Annotated in this window: 14 protein-coding genes; 8 read left to right on the forward strand and 6 right to left on the reverse strand. The window is 66.6% G+C overall.

From position 1 onward, the window contains the following. Positions 1-6: 6 nt before the first annotated feature. Positions 7-1,302 carry an ABC transporter substrate-binding protein gene (locus tag ACVWZ8_RS08245; RefSeq protein WP_456504341.1) on the reverse strand — a complete coding sequence of 432 codons (1,296 nt, stop codon included), beginning with the start codon at positions 1,300-1,302 and terminating at the stop codon, positions 7-9. A 73-nt stretch (positions 1,303-1,375) separates the two neighbouring features. After that, positions 1,376-2,590 (reverse strand): aminotransferase class V-fold PLP-dependent enzyme, encoded by a 1,215-nt coding sequence (locus ACVWZ8_RS08250; protein WP_426975302.1) that lies wholly within the window; start codon positions 2,588-2,590, stop codon positions 1,376-1,378. Positions 2,591-2,840: 250 nt separating this feature from the next. Between ACVWZ8_RS08250 and ACVWZ8_RS08255 the strand changes: the two genes are divergently transcribed. Together ACVWZ8_RS08255 and ACVWZ8_RS08260 are read left to right on the forward strand one after the other, a co-directional pair. Continuing rightward, a complete protein-coding gene (locus ACVWZ8_RS08255) occupies positions 2,841-3,527 on the forward strand; it encodes a FadR/GntR family transcriptional regulator (RefSeq protein ID WP_456504342.1) in 687 nt (228 codons plus the stop codon). Positions 3,528-3,629: 102 nt separating this feature from the next. Further along, positions 3,630-5,618 (forward strand): penicillin-binding transpeptidase domain-containing protein, encoded by a 1,989-nt coding sequence (locus ACVWZ8_RS08260; RefSeq protein WP_456504343.1) that lies wholly within the window; start codon positions 3,630-3,632, stop codon positions 5,616-5,618. Between the two features lie 91 nt (positions 5,619-5,709). On the opposite strand, the gene ACVWZ8_RS08265 is transcribed toward ACVWZ8_RS08260, so the two are convergent. Both ACVWZ8_RS08265 and ACVWZ8_RS08270 read right to left on the reverse strand, forming a co-directional pair. Beyond that, positions 5,710-7,086, reverse strand: coding sequence for an aminotransferase class III-fold pyridoxal phosphate-dependent enzyme (locus ACVWZ8_RS08265; protein WP_456504344.1), 1,377 nt, complete (start codon positions 7,084-7,086; stop codon positions 5,710-5,712). A 29-nt stretch (positions 7,087-7,115) separates the two neighbouring features. After that, positions 7,116-8,603, reverse strand: a complete 1,488-nt coding sequence (locus ACVWZ8_RS08270; RefSeq protein WP_456504345.1) for a CoA-acylating methylmalonate-semialdehyde dehydrogenase — start codon at positions 8,601-8,603, stop codon at positions 7,116-7,118. A gap of 112 nt (positions 8,604-8,715) precedes the next feature. On the opposite strand from ACVWZ8_RS08270, the gene ACVWZ8_RS08275 reads away from it, so the two are divergent. From ACVWZ8_RS08275 to ACVWZ8_RS08300, 6 genes are all read left to right on the forward strand, one after another. Next, positions 8,716-10,440: a PucR family transcriptional regulator gene (locus ACVWZ8_RS08275; RefSeq protein ID WP_456504346.1), complete on the forward strand. Its 1,725-nt coding sequence runs from the start codon at positions 8,716-8,718 to the stop codon at positions 10,438-10,440. 35 nt (positions 10,441-10,475) lie between these two features. Further along, a complete protein-coding gene (locus ACVWZ8_RS08280; RefSeq protein ID WP_456504347.1) occupies positions 10,476-11,393 on the forward strand; it encodes a LysR substrate-binding domain-containing protein in 918 nt (305 codons plus the stop codon). A gap of 379 nt (positions 11,394-11,772) precedes the next feature. After that, the gene (locus ACVWZ8_RS08285; RefSeq protein WP_426975294.1) at positions 11,773-13,140 is read left to right on the forward strand and encodes an MFS transporter; all 1,368 of its coding nucleotides are present in this window, start codon (positions 11,773-11,775) and stop codon (positions 13,138-13,140) included. A 45-nt stretch (positions 13,141-13,185) separates the two neighbouring features. Beyond that, positions 13,186-14,451: a M20 family metallo-hydrolase gene (locus ACVWZ8_RS08290; protein ID WP_456504348.1), complete on the forward strand. Its 1,266-nt coding sequence runs from the start codon at positions 13,186-13,188 to the stop codon at positions 14,449-14,451. After that, positions 14,448-15,887: an amidase gene (locus ACVWZ8_RS08295; RefSeq protein ID WP_426975292.1), complete on the forward strand. Its 1,440-nt coding sequence runs from the start codon at positions 14,448-14,450 to the stop codon at positions 15,885-15,887. The genes ACVWZ8_RS08290 and ACVWZ8_RS08295 overlap by 4 nt, the downstream gene beginning before the upstream one ends. Before the next feature lie 46 nt (positions 15,888-15,933). Next, on the forward strand, positions 15,934-17,616 hold the full coding sequence (locus ACVWZ8_RS08300) for an ABC-F family ATP-binding cassette domain-containing protein (RefSeq protein WP_456504349.1): 1,683 nt from the start codon (positions 15,934-15,936) through the stop codon (positions 17,614-17,616). A 20-nt stretch (positions 17,617-17,636) separates the two neighbouring features. On the opposite strand, the gene ACVWZ8_RS08305 is transcribed toward ACVWZ8_RS08300, so the two are convergent. Continuing rightward, positions 17,637-18,539, reverse strand: a complete 903-nt coding sequence (locus ACVWZ8_RS08305) for an IS982 family transposase (protein WP_456504350.1) — start codon at positions 18,537-18,539, stop codon at positions 17,637-17,639. 174 nt (positions 18,540-18,713) lie between these two features. After that, a complete protein-coding gene (locus tag ACVWZ8_RS08310; protein WP_456504078.1) occupies positions 18,714-19,976 on the reverse strand; it encodes an IS701 family transposase in 1,263 nt (420 codons plus the stop codon). Between the last annotated feature and the right edge of the window lie 74 nt (positions 19,977-20,050).

Consider the following 20,050-nt stretch of genomic DNA (forward strand, 5'->3'; position numbering starts at 1 on the left):
TGTTGGCTAGCCTGCCATCTTTTGGGACCAGTACGTGTCCCAGCTGGCGAGCAGCTCTCTGGTGGTCATCTGCCCGGTCAGGACGCGCTGGAGTTCGCCGTCGGACTTCTTGATCCACTCGGTCCACCAGGACACGCCGCGCGGCTGGACGGCGGAGATGTACGTCTGCGGGTTATCCGTCATGGTGACGTAGGCGGCCCAGGGGCCGGTGCTGTAGAAGCTGTCCTTCGCGGCGGACTTCAGGATCGGCACCAGGCTGTTCTCCTTGTCGAAGGTGGTGGCCGCGTCGCCCTGGGAGAGGTACTTGATGAGTTTCACTGCCTCGGGCTTGGCCTTGGAGCTGGCTGCAATACCCCAGCCGGCGGAGGCGACGGGCTGGATGGCCTTGCCCGTTGGGCCGACCAGCAACGGTGCCACGTTCCACTGGTCGGCGGTGATGGACTTGGACTCACGGACGGTGGCGATGACCTCGGGATCCTGCAGCAGGAACGACGTCGACCCGTTGGTGAAGCCCTGCACCATTTCGGGGTAGCCCCAGGCCACGGAGGAGGGCGGGGAGCCCTTCTTGAACACGTCGATGTAGAGATCCATGGCCTCCTGGGCCTTGGGCGAGGAGAAGATGGTCTTGCCGCTGGCCAGCTTGAAGGCGTTCTCTTTGTCGATCTCATCGGCCACATGGGCCTCGATGATGGCGACGGCGTTGGAGTTGGCGTTGGCGCCGCCGCGGAATGCGTAGCCAAACTTGTTCTCCGCGGGCTTGTTGAGCGCGGTGGCCTGCTTGAGCATGTCGGACCAGCTGGCCGGCGGACCGGAGAAGCCGGCGTCCTTGACCGTATCCGTGCGGTAGAACAGCGACAGGCCGTAGAAGCCGTAGGGAATGTAGTACGTCTTTCCGTCCTGCTTGGAATAGTTGACGGCGTTCTCCGTCAGGTTGTTCCAGCCGTCCCAGCCCTTGAGGTCCTCGGTCATGTCGTAGAGCCACTTGTTGGCGCCGAAGGACCCCACCGTGATGTCGCGGGCCTCGACGACGTCGATCCCCTTGCCCGACTGGAGCATCTGCTGGATCTTCTGGTCGGCCTGGTCCGTGGGCGGGGAGATCAGCTCCACCTTGATGTTCGGGTTTTCCTTCTCGAATCCGGCAACCAGCTTCTTGATGGTGTCCGTCCGCGTCGGGTTGGTGAGGCTTTCCACCATCTTCAGCGTGACGTGGCCATTGGCCGCCGGTTCGGCGCTGCCACAGCCGGCGAGTGCAAGAACGACTGCGAGGCCTACGGCGGCGGACGTGGTGAATCTGGATTTCACGGGGGTTCCTCCATTGACTGACTTGTTGGGGTGCGTGGTCATCGGGCCGGCAGGGCGGCGGCGACGGTGGTGCTTAGCTGGTGCGAGCGAGCCGGACCAGCTCCGGGACGGCCTTTTCGGCGAAGATTTCGTAGTCCCGCGGCGAGTTGTACAGATGGGCGGAGATTCTGAGGAAGCCGTGGCCGCCAAAGGTGGTGATGGCTGTTTCGATGTCGAGCCGGTCCGAAATGTAGCCGCGGATGGCATGGGAGGCCTCATGCGTGGTGGCAAGACCCTTCGGCAGTCGGACCAGGCGCAGCGGGCCAACTGGCATGCCGACGTCGGCCGTGGCGTCTTCGCCGGTGGCATCGGCAAAGGCCCCTTCAATCAGGGACTGGCCGTAGTCGCCGAGCTCCCTGGCGTAGCTGCGGAACCTCGCCCAGCCGTAACGATCCTCGATGGTATCGAATGCGGTCCGTGCCGCCATCCACGACGTCACGTCCTGGGTGCCGACGTGGTCGAAATTCTCGGGAAAGGCGTGCGGGAAGCCCCACGAATCGATCAGGGGTTCCAGGGTGTTAGCCAGAGCGCCGCGCGCCACGAGTGCCGCGGTTCCCCTCGGTGCGCATGCGAACTTGTGAAGGTTTCCCACCCAGAACCCGTCGAACTCCGGCACGGGGGACTCCAGGACGCCGGGTGCGTGGGCTCCGTCCACCAGGACGGGCACGCCGTGGGCGGCAGCCGCCTTGGCGATCGCCTCGACGGGGAAGGCTCGGGCCGTGGCGGAGGTGATCTGGTCAACCACTATCAGAGCCGTCCTGCTGGTGACCTCCGCCATGACAAGGGTGCAGACGGTCTCTGCATCGGCGTCGAGCGGGATGTCGGCGGTGCGGACTAGGCCCCCGCACTTTCGTGCAACGCGCTGGGCACCCTCCAGCACGGCACCGTAGGTGTGGTTGGTGGTCACGATTTCCGCGCCGGGAGCAAAAGCCAGCGAGTTGTAGACGGTACTGACGCCCGCGCTGGCGTTGTGCACGAGAGCAAGGTCAAGGGCCCGGACGCCGAGGAAGTCTGCGATCTCTGCCCTGGCCGTGGCCACCAAGGCGAACTGCCCCATGAACCAGGGGCAGGGGTTGTCGTCCATGCGCGCCTTGAGTCGGTGCTGCATGTCCTGGGCGGCGCGCGGAACGGAGCCGTAGGAACCGTGGTTGAGGTGGACCTTCGACGGAGTGAGGGTCCAGTCGGACATCGAGGGCAGGCCCTCAGGGGTCATCATCAGGTGCGGTGCCGTCAGGGGTGTTGAGAACACTGGTGACCTTCTCGTTCGGGGAGTGGACTGAATTGTCTGTAAGTTACATCACAGCCAACACCAAGACAACAGACAATCTTGATAAGTCATGAGATGACTTCAGGAAATGTACCCCAATAACCGGTGATACGCCCGAGATTCCAGCAAAGAGATATGATGACTTTTAATCAAAGTATGACAGCGTGATCCACTGGCATCGGCGCACTGAGAGTGCGGTAGCGTGTCACTGGGATTTGAAGGAGGCAACGAATTGGGTGCAGTCGAGACGGCGATGCAGGGCCTAAGGAGCAAGATTGCCTCGGGCGAGCTCGCGGCAGGGCAGAAGTGCCCACCCGAGGCGGAGCTTTCCGCCCAGCTTGGCGTGTCGCGCAGTTCACTGCGGGAAGCAGTACGGGCCATGTCGGCCCTTGGCGTGATGGAATCCCGGCACGGATCGGGAACCTATGTCTCCTCGCTTGAACCGACGGTCATCCTGCAAAATTTCGCCCTGCTGGTGGACTTGCTTCCGCTGGACGGCTTGCTGGAACTCCTTGAGATCCGCAGGCTGATGGAATCCCACGCATCCGCCGCTGCGGCCGCGAATGCCACGCCTGAGGTTTTGGCCAAGCTGGAGGGGCTGGTGGCCAGCATGGAGGCCACGGATAGTCCATCCGAGTATTCCGATCTTGACTCACGGTTCCATGAGGAAATCTGCCATGCGAGCGGCAATTCAACACTCGCGGCGTTGGTCAATCTCTTCCGGTCCCGCGGCGGCCACTTCCATATCTTCGACGGTGAGGAGGGCCCGGCTGTGAGGGCAGGCAGCACTGCTGGCCACCGCGCGATCGTGGAGGCGATAGCCAGCCGTGACCCGACGATGGCCGCCACCGCAGCAGCTGCGCATATTGCCCAGACGGAGTCCTGGCTCAAGAAGCTCAGGCCGGCCCCGCGGCTCTAGCTAGTCCCGGTTCCGTGGGTCGGCGGACCCTGGGCAGCGCAATAACCCCGGCAAACGCCGTGTGACAGGGGAATTGTCCGGGGCTCGGGGCATAATGGCGCGGTGGGGAACTTACGTAAACTTTCACTTGTCCTTATCGGTCTCATTCTTGGCGCCTCCCTGGTGGGCTGCGACGACGGCCGGGCCGGCGCGCAGGATGCCGCGAAACAGCTGGCGTCCGCCGTTGCCGCGCTCGACGTCGGCTCCGTCCCGTTCGACGGCAAGGAATCCGGCGCAGCCAATGAGCAACTAAACGCGGTGTTCAAGGCACTGGAGCCTGCCAAACCGGCTGTGCAGTCAGGCGAGCTGACCCTCGACTCCGGCACGGCCACCGTCCCGCTCAACTACAGCTGGAAAATCGGCTCCGAAGAGTGGAAGTACACCACCTTCGCCCAGTTCAAGAAGTCCGGCGACAAGTGGCCCACGGTGTGGAATCCGGCAACCCTGGTGCCTGAACTGGCTGACGGAGAAATCCTCAGCATGTCGGCCGAATCGCCGCAGCGTGCTGCGATCCTCGGCGCCGGGGACGTCCCCCTGGTGAGCTACCGGCCGGTGGTGAACGTCGGCATCGACAAGCCTCTGCTCGGCGCGGCCGACGCCGCGGATGCGGCCACCAGGATGGCCCAGCTCGTGGGGGTGGACCCCGCCGCTTATGCGCAGCAGGTGGAGGCATCCGGACCCCAGGCGTTCGTTGCCGCCATCACCCTGCGCGCGGACGGCCGCACCGTCACCGATGAGCAGATTGCCGCGATTCCCGGCGGCCGGGCCATCCCGGACTCGCTGCCGCTGGCACCCACCCGCACGTTTGCGCGTGCCCTGCTGGGCACGGCCGCCGCTGCCAGCGCGGAGCAGATCGAAAAATCCGATGGAGCGCTGAAACCCGGAGACACCATCGGTACGGGCGGCCTCCAACAGCAGTACGATGCCCAGTTGCGGGGCACGGATTCGACCGTGATCCGGGCCCAGAAAGCAGGGCTCACAGCCGAGGAACTCAAAGCGGCGTCCCCCGATCCGCGCCGGATCCTGTTCCAAGTCCAGGGGAAACCGGGAACGCCGTTGCAGACCACCCTGGATTTGAACCTTCAGCAGCTTGCCGAGGACGTCCTGGCCAAGGTGGGGCCGGCATCGGCGATCGTGGCACTGCGCCCGTCCACCGGAGCCGTCCTCGCGGCCGCCTCCGGTCCCGGCAGCAACGGCTACAACACCGCAATGCTGGGCCAGTACGCCCCCGGCTCGATCTTCAAGATCGTGGACTCCCTGGCCATGATCCGCAACGGAATGACCCCGGAATCCAAGGTTGATTGCCCCGCGACGCTCACCGTGGACGGCCGGACCTTCAAGAACGCCGAGGGCTATCCCGCTTCCTCGCTGGGCTCGGTAACACTCCGGGACGCCTTCGCCCACTCCTGCAACACCGCCTTCATCAACGCGCGGGACGGCGTGAGCCAGGCCCAGCTGGAAAGCGCCGCCACATCACTGGGTGTCGCCGTCGAAGCCCCTGCGCTGGGGGCCGCGGCGTTCCTGGGCTCCGTCCCCGGCGAGGCCGAAGGCACCGAGCATGCCGCCTCGATGATCGGCCAGGGCAAGGTGCTCCTGTCGCCGCTGTCCGCCGCCGTCATGGCCGGCTCGGTCGCCAAGGGCGCCCCCGTCTCCCCGCAGCTCGTCCTGAACCCGAATGCCGGCGGCGCCGACCCGGCTGCCACGTCCGCACCGTCCCCGGCGGCGGCAGGGGCCACGCCGACGGTGTCCGCCGAGCCCCCCGCGAAGACCTCCGGAACACCGGTGACAGCAGCGGAGGCGGCCTCGCTCGCGGACATGATGCGCGCCGTCGTGACGTCCGGCCATGCCGGCTTCCTGGCCTCCGTGCCCGGCGCACCGGTAGGCGCCAAGACCGGCACGGCCGAATTCGGCAAGGACGACCCGCCCAAGACCCACGCCTGGATCGTGGCCGTGCACGGCGACCTCGCTGTGGCCGTGTTCGTGGAGGACGGTGGCCTCGGCGCCACCACCTCGGGCCCGCTGCTGAAGGAGTTCCTCACCGCCGCGGGCTGATCCCGGGCACTGCCGGCCGAGGATGGTGGACGCTTCTTCCCCCGATCTGAAGGAGCGTCCGCCATCCTCACGCGGAAGGCGAGGGAGGGTCTCAGGCGGCGAAGCCGTCCGCGATGTCCAGGACTTCGTCGAGAATGGCGAGGCCGGACTTTGTGTCCTGCACGCTGGTGTTGCAGGGCGGGACCACATGGATGCGGTTGAAGTTGGCGAACGGCAGGAGGCCGCGCGACTTGCAGGCCGCCACGAGCTGGTTCATTTCCGGACTGGAGCTTCCATAGGGAGCCAACGGTTCGCGCGTTGCGCGGTCCTTGACCAGTTCGATGGCCCAGAAGACGCCCGTGCCGCGCACTTCGCCGACCGAGATGTGGTTTTCGGCGAAGCCGGCAAGGGCCGGGCCGATCACGTTCTCGCCGAGGAACGCAGCATGTTCCACGATCTGCTCATCCGCCATGGCGTTGATCGTGGCCACGGCCGCCGCCGTCGCGAGCGGATGGCCGGAGTAGGTCAGTCCGCCCGGGTAGACCCGTTGTCCGAAGGTTGCCGCGATCTCGGGGCTGATGGCCACGCCCCCCAGCGGGACGTATCCGGAGTTCACGCCTTTGGCAAAGGTCAGCAGGTCCGGGACGACGCCGAAGTGCTCGACGGCGAACCACTTGCCGGTCCGGCCGAAGCCCGCCATCACCTCGTCGGCGATGAGGACGATGCCGTGCCGGGTGCACAGTTCACGCACGCCCTGCAGATATCCCGGGGGTGGCATGTAGATGCCGGCCGTCCCGGGAATCGATTCCAGGATCAGTGCCGCGATGGTGGACGGACCCTCGAAACTGATCAGCTGCTCCAGGTGCTCGAGCGCCCGCTGGCTTTCCTCCTCCTGCGTCGCGGAGTGGAAGGCTGTGCGGTAAAGGTACGGGGGGAAGAAGCGGACGGCTCCGGCGCTGCCGTTGTCGCTGGCCCAGCGGCGGGGGTCGCCTGTGAGGTTGACGGCCAACTGCGTCCCGCCATGGTAGGAGCGGTAGGCCGAGAGGACCTTGTGCCGGGCGGTGTGCAGCCGCGCCATGCGGACGGCGTGCTCGTTGGCGTCGGCGCCCCCGTTGGTGAAGAAGATCTTGTCCAGTTCACCCGGTGTTCGTTCGGCAATCAGGCGCGCGGCCTCCGAGCGGGCGTCGTTGACGTAGCTCGGCGCGATGGTGCAGAGCTTGGTGGCCTGGGCTGCGATGGCGGAAACGACGGCGGGGTGCTGGTGGCCGATGTTCGTGTTGACCAGCTGGGAGGAGAAATCGAGGTACTTGTTGCCGTCTCCGTCCCAGACGTGCGATCCCTCGGCCGCCGTGATGACCATCGGATCCAGGAGGTCCTGGGCGGACCAGGAATGGAAGACGTGCTTGCGGTCGAGCTGGTACGCCCGCTTGGCGGCGGCCGTGTGGACGCCGGCCTGCGGCTGGGTGCCGCTTTCAATCGTGGAAGTCATGTCACTGTCTCCTGTTCGGATGGCGTGGATCAGGCGTTCTGCGGGAAGCCGAGGTTGATGCCGCCGTGGCTCGGGTCCAGCCAGCGCGTGGTGACGGCCTTGCCGCGGGTGAAGAAGCTGACGCCTTCGGATCCGTGCGCGTGGGTGTCGCCAAAGAGCGAGTTCTTCCAGCCACCGAAGGAGTAGTAGGCCATCGGAACCGGGACGGGAACGTTGATGCCCACCATGCCCACCTCGACCTCGTTCTCGAAGCGGCGGGCCGCACCGCCGTCGTTGGTGAAGATGGCGGTGCCGTTGCCGTACGGGTTGGTGTTGATGGTGGCGAGCGCCTGGTCATAGCTGTCCACCCGGACGACGGAGAGGACCGGGCCGAAGATCTCGTCCTGGTAGATGGACATGTCGGTGGTGACGTGGTCGAACAGGGTGGGGCCCACGAAGAAGCCGTCACCCTCGGCGTCGGGCGCGATGTTGCGGCCGTCGACGACGAGCGTGGCACCTGCCGCTTCACCGGCGTCGACGTAGCCGGCAACCTTGTCACGGTGCTGGGAGGTGACCAGCGGACCCATGTCGCAGCCGCGCAGGCCGTCGCCGGTCCGGAGCCCCCGGGCCCGCTCGGCGATCTTGGCCACGAGCTCGTCGGCGATGTCGCCCACGGCCAGCAGCGCGGAGATGGCCATGCAGCGCTCACCGGCGGAACCGAAGCCGGCGTTGATGGCGGCGTCGGCGGCAAGGTCCAGATCGGCGTCGGGCAGCACGATCATGTGGTTCTTGGCGCCGCCGAGGGCCTGGACGCGCTTGCCGTTGGCGGTGGCGGTCTCATAGACGTACTTGGCGATCGGCGTGGAGCCCACGAACGAGACGGCCTTGATGTCCGGGTGGGTCAGCAGGGTGTCAACGGCAACCTTGTCGCCCTGGAGGACGTTAAAGACGCCGTCGGGCAGGCCGGCTTCCTTCCACAGCTCGGCCATCCAGTTGGCGGCCGTGGGGACCTTCTCGCTCGGCTTGATGATCACGGTGTTGCCGGCGGCGATGGCCAGCGGGAAGAACCACATCGGCACCATGGCGGGGAAGTTGAACGGGCTGATGATGGCAACCGGACCGAGGGCCTGGCGGATGGAGTGGACGTCCACCTTGGTGGAGGCGTTTTCCGTGTAGCTGCCCTTGATGAGGTGCGGGATGCCGCAGGCGAATTCCACGACTTCCTGGCCGCGGGTGACTTCGCCCAGGGCGTCATCCAGAACCTTGCCGTGCTCCGAGGTGATGATGGCGGCGAGCTCGTCCTTGCGGGAGTTCAGCAGCTCGCGGAAGGAGAACAGGATCTGCGTGCGGCGGGCGAGGGAGGTGTCGCGCCAGGCCGGGAACGCGGCCTTGGCTGCGGCGACGGCGGCGTTGCTGTCCTCGACGCTGGCCAGGGCGACCTGTGCGGTGACCTTGCCCGTGGCGGGGTTGGTCACGGCGGCGGTGCGCTCCCCTGCCGGGACGTAGCTGCCGTTGATCCAGTGCTCGATGGTGTTCAAAGTTTCTCCTGAAGTGTGGTTGCTGATGCGTTGGATCCAGTCTGTCCGCCCGGTTCCCGCACCATAAGGTGCGGTATGTAAAAGAATCAGCTTCAGCATTTACACTGTGTAAATGCTGCCAACTCTTCGCGCCATCCTTGATCTCGCGCTGCTCCGCGACGCCGCGCCGCAGATCCTGGGCGGCGCCGACGCCCTGGACACGCCCGTGCGCTGGGTGCACGTGAGCGAAATCCTGGACCTGACAGGCCTGCTCTCGGGTGGCGAACTCGTGCTGACCACTGGCATGGAGCTGGAAAAGGAACCCGGCCTCACGGCGTCGTTCATCCGCTCGCTGGAGCAGGCAGGCGCGGCGGGCCTCATCGTGGAACTCGTCGGCCGGCGGGAACGCAGCCTCGACGCCTTGCGGGCAGCGGCCCGGACTTCCGCGCTGCCGGTCATCGTGCTGGAACACCGGGTCCGGTTCGTCCAAATCACGGAGATCGTGCACCGGATGATTGTGGCCGAACAGCTGGAACGGGTGGAGCGCGCCCGCGACGTCCACGAGGCCTTCACCGTGCTGAGCCTGGAAAGCGCCGGGACCCAGCAGGTGGTGGAGCAGGCGGCCACGATGATCGGCGCGCCCGTGGTCCTGGAGGACCTGCAGCACCTCGTGCTCGCCTACTCGGCGCGGCAGCTCCGGACCACCGAACTGCTGGACGACTGGGAGCGCCGATCGCGGACCACGCCTGCGCCGTCCGAGACGGGCCGCGCGGGGCCCGAGGCCTGGCTGCAGACGCCGGTCGGCGTGCGGCAGCCGCTGTGGGGCCGGCTGGTGGTTCCGGTGCCGCTTGACGACGACGATGCGGCGGCCATGGTGCTGGAACGCGCCGCGCAGACACTGGCTATCAACCGGCTGGCGGAACGGGACCGGCGCGAGCTGAGCCACCAGGCGCAAGCCGGGCTCCTCAATGCCCTGCGTCAGCCCCGGGGTCTGGGAGAGGACGAGGCGCAGGCCAGGGCCGCTGCCTTGGGGCTCAGGCGGGCGCCGTACTACCTGCCGATCGTGTTCCGGAGCCGCGCAACAGCATATGGCAACCCAGCAGAGGCAACGGGGGCGGGCGCTGATCCACTGGCCGGGCAACAGGAGGAACGGGCGCTGCTGGAGCAGCTCGCCCGGGTCCTCAAATCCGTGTCAGGCAGTGCCTTGACCGCGAGCATCCGGTCCGGGTCGGTCGGCATGATCCTGGCCATCCCCGCGAAGCAACTGGAGGATCCGACGCTGCAGCGTCTCGCCGATGCCCTCGCGGGCAGCGACATGCCACCCGGCCCACCCTTCGGCGGAGGTGTGTCCGGCGGAGGTCTGGCCGGCGGAGGTCTGGCCGGCGGAGGTGTGTCCGGCGGGTCGCCGGGGGCGTCATGGAGCATCGGCGTCGGTCACCTCCGGGGTTCCCTGCTGGAAGCGGCGGCGGGCATAGACGAAGCCTCCCACGTCGCCGAAACCGCGGCGACGCTGCGGGGTGATCGGAAGCCGTTCTACCGGGCGACGGACGTCCGGCTTCGGGGGCTGCTGGCCCTGCTCCGCAAGGATCCGCGCGTGCAACAGTTCGCGGAATCTGAACTGGAGGGTGTCCTGCAAACCGACGCCCGAGACGGCGGCGGGCACCTGGAGCTGCTGGGCCAGTACCTCGAGTCCGGTGGCAACAAAGCGGCGCTGGCCCGCACCGGCTATCTCAGCCGGCCGACGCTGTACGCACGGCTGGCCCGCCTTGAAGAGCTCCTCGGCGTGGACCTTGACGACGCGGAATCCCGGACCTCGCTGCACGTCGCCCTTCTCCTGCATCGGCTCCGGGGCCTGTGACCGCGCGGATCCGCGCAGAATGCGAGCATTGACGAATGGCGAAGCCCTTTACCTTGACCCAACTGCGGTATTTCGCGGTGGTGGCCGAGCTCGAAAACATGACAGCGGCAGCCGAAAGACTGCTCGTGACACAGTCCACCCTGTCCACCGCAATGGCCCAGCTTGAAGCAAGCTTGGCGACCCAGCTGTTTGTCCGGCTCAGGACACGCGGCCTGCGGCTGACACCGTCCGGCCGGCAGCTTGCCCAGGACATCAAGGTCCTCCTGGAACACGCAGATTCGCTGTACGAGTCGGCGCGGGGGCTGGCGACCAGCCTGGTCGGAGAGCTCAAGGTGGGCGTCTTTTCCCCTTTGGCGCCGTTCCGGCTGCCGGCAATCCTGCAGACCTTCGAAGTCCAGCATCCGGGGGTCGAGGTCTCCTTTCTTGAGTCCGATCTGGCGAGCCTGCAGGCGGCCCTTCTCGAGGGGCAGTGCGATGTCGCGTTGATGTACGGTCTCGGCCTGGGCCGGGGCTTCACCCACACGGTACTCGAGCGCGTGCCCCCTCATGTGCTGGTCCATGCTGAACACCCCGCGGCGTCCCGGCCCGAGCGGAGCATCGCCCTGAAGGATCTCGACGGCGAACCCTCGGTGGTGCTGGACCTTCCGCACAGCCGGGAATACTACGAGCAGCTCTATGCCATCGCCGGGTTGGTGCCCAATGTCCGGCACCGCTTCGCCGGCTATGAAACGGTGCGCTCGTTTGTGGCGAAGGGCCACGGCTACGCCATGCTCAACCAGAGACTCCACAGTGACCTGACGTATTCCGGCGGCAGGGTGGTGGCCCTGACCCTGACGGATGACTTCCCGCCGATCGAGGTGATGCTGGTCCGGCCCGAGGGAGTCCGGCCCACCCGCAGGGCACTCGCCTTTGAGGAGACCTGCATCCGTCTCTACGGTGCCGCCCGGCAGTAACCGCGGGGGACTCCCCTGGCCCATCGACGACTGCGACTCGCAATTTCGGAATATTTGGCATCGATAAAATCCATCGGTCCGCCCAAAACAATCAATTGGACAGATGTGAACCGGATCACACACAGTTGGTGCAGTGCGGTGGTGCCGGCGGGAGTCCAACGGCAAATCCCGCGCAATGACGGCCGCTGGTCGAGTCCCGAAGCGCGACAAACATGTTGATCAAAGGAGATTCAATGGTTCCGATTCACGTCCAAAGTGTCCGACTTATGTCCGGAGCGTGGCTTGCCGGCAACACCGCGGCAACATCAGCAGATTTCATTTCCCGGGCCCGTAACACGGCAGGGAACTTCGGAAACACCGCGAAACTAGCGTGGCTGTCATGACGATCAACGACCTCAAGGACCAGTCACCGGTCCCCGGCACCACCCCGACGACCACGGCCCTGGACAAGGACACTTCGCGGTCCGGAACCCCCCGCATCACCAAAATGCAGAAGCGGGTCCTGGCCGGCGGCAGCATCGGCCAGTTCATCGAGTTCTACGACTTCACCCTTTACGGCCTCACCGCCGTCATCTTCTCGCAGCTGTTCTTCCCGGGCAGCAACCCCGCCACGGCCATGCTTGCCACTTTCGCCACCTTCGGCGTCGCCTTCGTGGTCCGCCCCATCGGCGGCCTGTTCTTCGGAGCTCTCGGCGACCGGATCGGCCGACGCCGGGTGCTCACCATCACGCTCATCGCCATCGGCGGCGCCACCGCGCTGATGGGGCTGCTCCCGACCTACGGCCAGATCGGCGCCTGGGCACCCGTGTTACTGGTCCTCTGCCGGCTGATCCAGGGCTTCTCCGCCGGCGGCGAATCCGTGGGGGCGCCATCGTTCGTCTTCGAGCACGCCCCCGTCAAAAGCCGCGGGTTCTGGCTCAACATCACCATCGCCGCCACCGCGCTGCCCTCCGTCGTCGCCGGCTCGATGATCCTCATCCTGAGCCAGTCAATGCCCAACGAAACCTTCATGGCGTGGGGCTGGCGCCTGCCGTTCCTGCTGGCACTGCCGCTCGCACTGTTCGGCGTCTGGATCCGCAGCCGGACGGTGGAAAGCGACGCGTTCAACGAGGCCAAGGCGTCCCGGACCAAGGAATTCAGCCCGGTCCGCGAAGCCTTCCGCGAAAACAGGCTCCGCATGGTTCAGGTCATCTTCGTCATGGGCCTCACCGCAATGGGCTTCTACTTCCTCTCGGCCTATTTCGTCTCCTATGTCCAGACCACCGGCCACCTGAGCCGTGAGCAGTCCCTCCTGGTCAACGCCGCCGCCCTCGCCCTCTACGCCGTCCTGCTTCCCCTCGGTGGCCGGCTGGGCGACCGCTTCGGCCGCAAACCGATGCTTATTGCGGGTTCAGCCGCCCTGGCCCTGCTTTCGGTGCCGAGCTTCATGCTGGTGACCAGCGGAAGCCTCCCCCTCGCCCTCCTGGGCCAGTCCCTCTTCGTGGTGGCGCTCTGCATCTACGGCGGAGGCTGCTACACCTTCTTCGTTGAAATATTCACCACCCGCACCCGCTTCACCTCGGCGGCAATCAGCTACAACGGCGCCTACGCGCTCTTCGGCGGGACGGCACCGTTCATCGGCACCGCCCTCGTCGGCGGCACCGGGGTTCCCCACGCGCCCGGCTTCTACATGGCCGCGGCTGCCGCCGTCGTGCTCCTCCTGGTGCTGTTCACCAAGGTTCCCGAGACGCGCGGCCGCATGGGCTAAGCCCGCCGCCCCACCCTCACCACCGCAATATACAAAGGACTTCCCATGAACTCAGCAGCTTTCCTCGAAGACTTCCACCACGTGGCCACCATCGGCGCCACGCCCGACAACGGCGTCGACCGCCAGGCAGCCACCCCGGAGGATGCGCAGACACGCCACTGGTTCGCCGGGTGGGTGCGCGACGCCGGATGGGAACTCCGGGTTGACGGGATCGGCAACATGTTCGGGCTGCTGGAGTGGACGCCGGGGGCGCCATATGTGCTGATCGGATCCCACCTGGACAGCCAGCCGCTCGGCGGCCGGTTCGACGGCGCCTACGGTGTCATCGCCGCGCTGCACGCGGCGCGGCGGCTGGACGCCGAGGTTGCGGAGGGCGGGGCCGCGCCGCGGTTCAACCTGGCGGTGGTGAATTGGTTCAACGAGGAGGGCGGCCGGTTCGCTCCGAGCATCATGGGAAGTTCGGTGTTTGCGGGACTCCTGCAGCGGGAACAGATGCTGGATGTAGCGGACCTGCAGGGCATCACGGTCCGCGAGGCCTTGGAAGGCATCGGGTACCTCGGCACGTCCGCGGGTCCCGAGGCCGCCGGCTACGCCGAGATCCACATCGAGCAGGGCCGGATCCTGGAACGCGAGGGCATCTCCATCGGCCTGGTGGACAGCAGCTGGTACACCCAGAAGCTGGACATTGAGGTGCTGGGCGAACAGTCGCATACCGGAGCGACGGCCATGGCCGACCGGCACGATGCCCTGGTGGCAGCGTCCAAGATCATTCTTATGGTGCACGACGTCACGAGGGAATTCGCCGAGGAGGCCCTCGTCTCCTCCGTGGGGCAGCTGACACTCGAACCGAACTCGCCCATCGTGGTGGCCCGAAGGGTCCACCTCGTCGCTGACCTCCGCTCCGGCGATCCGGACATCGTCAAGGCGGCCCGCGCCAAACTCATCGAGGACATCGACGTGCTGGCGCGTGAGCACGACATCAAAGTCAACGTGAAGGACTTCGACATCCGGCCGATCCGCCGCTTCCCCGAAGCCGGCCTGGAACTCGCGGACAAGGTGGCAGCAGACCTGGGCCTCTCCGCGCGGCGGATCCAGACCATGGCCGGCCACGATTCCGTTGCCATGAACACCGTGGCGCCCTCCGTCATGCTGTTCATCCCCAGCGTGGACGGCGTCTCGCACTGCGAGCGGGAATTCAGCACCGACGAGGACATGGTCACCGGGGTGGACATGCTCACCGGTGTGGCCCGGGAGCTCGTAGCCGGGGCCCTGGCCGAAGCTCCTTCCCTGCCGGCAGCGGCCGTGGCATGACCGAGCTGCACTACCTCGACGCCGGCACGGCGCTGCGGCTCTTCCGCTCCCGCGAGCTCTCGCCTGTGGAGCTCATGGACGCGGTGATCACCCGGACCGAGGCCGTCAACGGGGGAATCAACGCCCTGACGGAAACCCTGTTCGAGGAAGCGATGCCGGCAGCCCGGCAGGCCGCCGCCAGGTATGCGCGGGGCAGGGACCTCACACCCTTGCTGGGGCTGCCGGTAGCCGCAAAGGAAAAACACGGGCTCAAAGGCCGCACGCTCTCGCAGGGGCTCGTGGCCCGCAAGGGGGAGCTGGCGCAGGCGGACCATCCCGTCGTCGACCGGATCCGCCGCGCCGGCGGCATCATCCATGCCCGCACCACCACGCCCGAATACAGCTGCGCCACCGTCACCCACAGCCCTCTGTGGGGAGTCACGCGCAACCCCTGGAACCGGCAGTATTCCCCGGGCGGCTCCTCCGGCGGTTCCGGGGCGGCACTGGCCGCCGGGCTGGCGCCGCTCGTCACCGCCTCCGACATCGCCGGCTCCACCAGGCTGCCGGCGTCGTTCACCGGAACCGTCGGCTATAAGGCACCCTACGGAAGGATTCCCGGCCTGGCCCCGCTCTCCGCGGACCACTACCGCGGCGACGGTCCGATGGCACGGACTGTGGCGGACGCGGCCCTGCTGGCGAACGTCATGGCGGGCCGTCATCCGGGCGACCACACCTCCCTGGCCGGGGGTCCGGCGCTGTCCGTCCCGCCGGGTGCCGACGCCGCCTCGGCAGTGGCTGGCATGCGCATCGCACTGTGCATCCGGCTGGGGAACTATCCCGTCGCCGCCGACATTGAGGCCAACACGCAAGCCGTGGCCTCCGCCCTGCGTGACGCCGGAGCGGTGGTGGAGGAGATCGAGCTGCCCTGGACCACCGAGGACATCAGCCGGACAATGTTCACCCACTTCGGGTACCTCCTCGGCCCGGCCATGGAGGACGAGACCGCAGAGTCTCCGGAGCTGCTGGCCCCGTACACGCGGCGGTTCATGGCGGACGCGCGGAAAGCCGCCGCGGAAAACCGGTTCATCGACGGCGTCCGGGCGGAAACCCGCATCCAGGCCGGGCTTGCCGCGGCGATGTCCGGCTTCGACGCCCTGGTCTGCCCGGCCTCGGCAGTCGCCGCCCTGGATGCGGACGGCATGTACCTCGACGGCATCGACGCCGGCGGCGTGCGGCTCGAGCACTACTGGCAGGGGCACATGACGGCACCCTTCAACATCAACAACCGCTGCCCCGTCCTTGCCGTGCCGAGCGGCATGGCCGACTGCGGCATCCCCACGGGCGTGCAGATCGTCGGCCATCCCTTCGATGACGCCACAGTCTTCACCGTGGGCGCCGCCGTGGAGGCGGTGCGGCCCTGGTCAGGGCGCCGCCCGGACCTCCTGGTGAACAGCTAGCCGCCCGTCCCACGGCCCGCGTGGCGGGCCGTGGGAGGATTGAAGTGTGGCTCATATTGACGTTTCCAACATCGATTACTTCCTTTCCGACGGCACGCAACTGCTCAACGGCGTGACCTTCAAGGTCCCGGACGGCACCAAGACGGCGCTGATCGGGCCCAATGGAACCGGCAAGACGACGCTGTTCCGGATCATCTCCGGCGACCTCGTCCCGGACGAAGGCGTGATCGGCCGCTCGGGAAACATGGGAATCATGCCCCAGTTCGTGGGCCAGGTCCGGGACGACTCCACGGTCCGCGAGCTGCTGGTCTCGGCCGCGCCGCCAGCGCTGGCAGCCGCTGCCCGCACGGTGGATGAGGCCGAGCTGGCGATGATGGAGCACGACGACGAGCCCACCCAGATGAAGTACGCCCAGGCGATCGTGGACTGGGGCGACGCCGGCGGCTACGACGTCGAGACTGTGTGGGACGAGGTCTGCATGGCCGCGCTGGGACTCCCGTTCGACCGCGCGCAGCACCGCCCGGCGTCGAGCCTCTCCGGCGGCGAGCAGAAGCGGCTGGTGCTCGAGGCGCTCTTCGCCGGCCCGGACGAACTGCTGCTCCTCGACGAACCGGACAACTACCTCGACGTCCCAGGCAAGCGCTGGCTCGAGGCCAAGCTCAACGAGTCGAAAAAGACCGTGTTTTTCATCAGCCACGACCGCGAGCTGCTCAACAACGCCGCGGGCCGGATCGTGACGCTTGAACCGGGCATCAACGGCGCCGGCGCCTGGGTCCACGGCGGCGGTTTCGGCTCCTACGTGGACGCCCGCGCGGACCGGAACGCCCGCTTCGAGGAGCTCCGCAAGCGCTGGGACGAGGAGCACGTGAAGCTCAAGGAACTCGTCAACATGTACAAGAACAAGGCCGCGTTCCGCTCCGACATGGCCAACCGCTACCACGCCGCGCAGACCCGGCTGGCGAAGTTCCTCGAGGCCGGCCCGCCCGAGGCCCTGCCGATCGAGCAGAACGTGCAGATGCGGCTTAAAGGCGGGCGGACCGCCAAGCGGGCCATCGTGGCCGAAAAACTGGAACTGACCGGGCTCATGCAGCCGTTCTCCACCGAGGTGTGGTTCGGCGACCGCGTCGGCGTCCTGGGCTCCAACGGATCCGGCAAGAGCCACTTCCTGCGCCTGCTTGCCACCGGCGGCACCGACCCGGAACGCGAGCACCTGCCGGTGTCTGACGTCGAGATCGCCGAAGTCCCGCACGAGGGCACCGTGAAACTCGGCGCCCGGATCCGGCCCGGCTTCTTCGCGCAGACCCACGTCCGCCCCGACCTGCTGGGCAAGACCCTGCTGGAAATCCTGCACAGGGGCGACGAACACCGCTCCGGGATGGGCCGCGAAGCCGCCGCCGGGGCGCTGGACGGCTATGGACTGGCGGCGCAGTCGGAGCAGAAGTACGAGTCCCTCTCCGGCGGCCAGCAGGCGCGGTTCCAGATTCTGCTGCTGCAGCTCTCCGGCGCCACCCTGCTGCTGCTCGATGAACCCACGGACAACCTCGACCTGCACTCCGCCGAGGCGCTGGAACGGGCGATCGACCACTTCGAGGGCACCGTCCTCGCCGTCACCCACGACCGGTGGTTCGCCCGGACCTTCGACCGCTTCCTGGTCTTCGGCTCCGACGGAAAGGTCTACGAGTCAGCCGAACCGGTCTGGGACGAAAAACGCGTCGAGCGCGCCCGCTAGATGATTAATTCCTATTGGATTCAGTGGTCGTAGGCGATCAGGGAGCGCTTGCGGGGCGCGTCGATCCGCCAGTTATGCCAGATCCCGGCAGCGAGGGCCAGGAGCCGTGCAGCGACCCGGGCTTTGACGCCTTCAAGGGTGCGCCCGCCGTGATCTTCGAGGGTGAGCTGGCCTTTGAGGGTGTCGAAGACGGACTCGATCCATTGCCGGATGCCGCCGAGTTTGCCGAAGCGTGGCTTCTCGTCCTTGCGATCGGGTCTGATGAGGTGGGCGCCGAGGTCTTCGGTGATGAACCGTTCGAAGTCTTTGCCGGCGAAGCCCTTGTCGCCGAGGATGACCTGGCCGGCGCGGACGAGATGATGGTCCTTTTCCAGCAGGGCCTGGGTGACTTCGCGTTCCCCGATTTTCGGGTTCGCCAGGCCCCAAATGACCGGCATTCCTTCAGGCGTGCTGATCAGGTACAGGCGGAAGCCCCAGAAGTAGCGGGAATGGGAAGCGCAGTAGCCATAGCCGGCATGTCCTGCGAGGTCGCTGCGTTTGACGGTTTCCCGCGACATCCCGCAGGGCAGCGGTGTGGAATCGACCAGCCGGAGCACGTCATGCCAGGACGGGGTGTCTTTGGCCAGGGCCGTAATCGTCGCCGAGATCAGTGTCCCGGCGGCCCGGAGTCGTTTGTTGTAGCCGGGCTGTGGCGGGATGCCAGGGAACATGCCGGTCAGATGCGTCCGGGCGTACCGGATCCACCTGGTTTCGGAGGAATATCCGAGCAGTTGCTGCGCCACCGCGAGGCAGAGCAGCTCCGCATCCGACAGACTGGGCTTGCGCCCGGGCCGCCGGTCCCGTGACACGCCAAGATCAGGCAGGACACGGTCGGTGAGAAGGACATAGAGTGTGGTCAGGAGAGTGTTTAGTTCGGGGTTCACATACCGGGTTTAACACTCTCCGCCTGACTTTAAAAGCCTCCACACCGTCCCAGGCAATTGGAATCACTCATCTAGTAGTACTTAGTTAGGTTGGAGCTCGCGGTTGGCAGTAGGGGCAGTAGCCGGTCCGGACGGCGACGAGGTGTTGGAGCTCGCGGAGGATGCCGTAGAGACTCAGGCTGCCCCAGGCGCTTTTGGGCGTGTCAGGCGCAGCGTGGTGATGAAGAGGTGGGCGGCGGTGACGAGGGTGGCGTGGTGGTGCCAGCCCAGCCAGGTGCGGCCTTCGAAGTGGTCGAGGCCGAGACCGGTCTTCAGTTCGCGGTAGTCGTGCTCGATGCGCCACCGGATTTTGGCGATCCGGACGAGTTCCTTCAGCGGTGTCGTCTCCGGCAAGGTGGAGAGCCAGTAGTCGGTGGGCGCGGGTGCGCCTTTGGGCCATTCGGCGAGCAGCCACTCGGCGGGGAGGGAACCGTCCTCGGCGCGGGGGATATCGCGGTTGGCTGCCCGGACCCGCAGTGCGATGAACCTGGAGGTCATCGACGCGGGTTTGTTGCTGGTGGTGGACTTGGTGCCGTGCCGCCAGGTGACCTGATGTAGCTTCCGGCGGCCGGCGTCCATGACGAGGTCTTTGAGTGACTTTGGGGCGTCCAGGTATCGGCGCTGGTTTGAGCGGGGGCCTTTGCCGGCGTACTCGGCCACGCCGATGGCTGCGTCTTGGAGGTGCGCGGTCGTCGAGTGCTTGACGGCGACCATGTAGGGGATCGTTCGTTCGCTGAGCCCGGACCGGAACGCGGTGATCTCGCCATAGCCGGCGTCCCCGACCATGATCGGGGGCCGGTACCCCCAGGCGCCGAGTTCGTCGATCATTTCCAGCGCCATCGCCCACTTCGTACGATGGCGTTGCATCTCGGGGATCTGCGCCTTGGCCCGGCGGGCGGCGATCATTTCGGCGTGGGCGTTCGTGTCTGCGGACGTGTCATCCCAGGCTTCCGGCACATAGAGCCGCCAGTCCAGCGGGCAGGACGCCTGGTCGGTGGCCGCGTGGATGCTGACGGCGATCTGGCAGTTGCCGATCTTGCCCAGGGTGCCCGAATACTGCCGGGCAACGCACGGCGAGGAGCCGCCGTCCTTCTTGAAACCGGTATCGTCAACCACCCACGCGTCGGGGCCGATCACCTCGACGGCCTTGCGCACCAGGACCCGGCGGACCGGCTCGAGCTTCCACGGCGAGGACGAGACGAACTGCTGCAGCTGCTGGTAATCGACCCCGAGCCGGCCGCCCATCGGCTGCATCGATTTCCGCCGCCCGTCCAGCATCAGACCGTGCAGATACAGGTTCCCCTTGTTCCGCTGATCCTTACGCGGAAGCGACGCGAACACATCCTGAACGAACGCTTCCAGTTCCGCTTTGGTCTCGGCAAGCTCATCCGGTTTCATGCCTCGAAAATTAACAGGATCGGTCAGGGATTAAAAGCCGCCACGCCGACCTAACTAAGTACTACTAGGTCACC

This window comes from Arthrobacter sp. UYCu723, assembly GCF_054059215.1.

Coding starts and splice junctions, on each gene's coding strand:
- ACVWZ8_RS08265 (WP_456504344.1), bottom strand. CDS start 7,086: ATGACTTCCACGATTGAAAGCGGCACCCAGCCGCAGGCCGGCGTCCAC.
- ACVWZ8_RS08275 (WP_456504346.1), top strand. CDS start 8,716: ATGCTGCCAACTCTTCGCGCCATCCTTGATCTCGCGCTGCTCCGCGAC.
- ACVWZ8_RS08280 (WP_456504347.1), top strand. CDS start 10,476: ATGGCGAAGCCCTTTACCTTGACCCAACTGCGGTATTTCGCGGTGGTG.
- ACVWZ8_RS08285 (WP_426975294.1), top strand. CDS start 11,773: ATGACGATCAACGACCTCAAGGACCAGTCACCGGTCCCCGGCACCACC.
- ACVWZ8_RS08290 (WP_456504348.1), top strand. CDS start 13,186: ATGAACTCAGCAGCTTTCCTCGAAGACTTCCACCACGTGGCCACCATC.
- ACVWZ8_RS08295 (WP_426975292.1), top strand. CDS start 14,448: ATGACCGAGCTGCACTACCTCGACGCCGGCACGGCGCTGCGGCTCTTC.
- ACVWZ8_RS08310 (WP_456504078.1), bottom strand. CDS start 19,976: ATGAAACCGGATGAGCTTGCCGAGACCAAAGCGGAACTGGAAGCGTTC.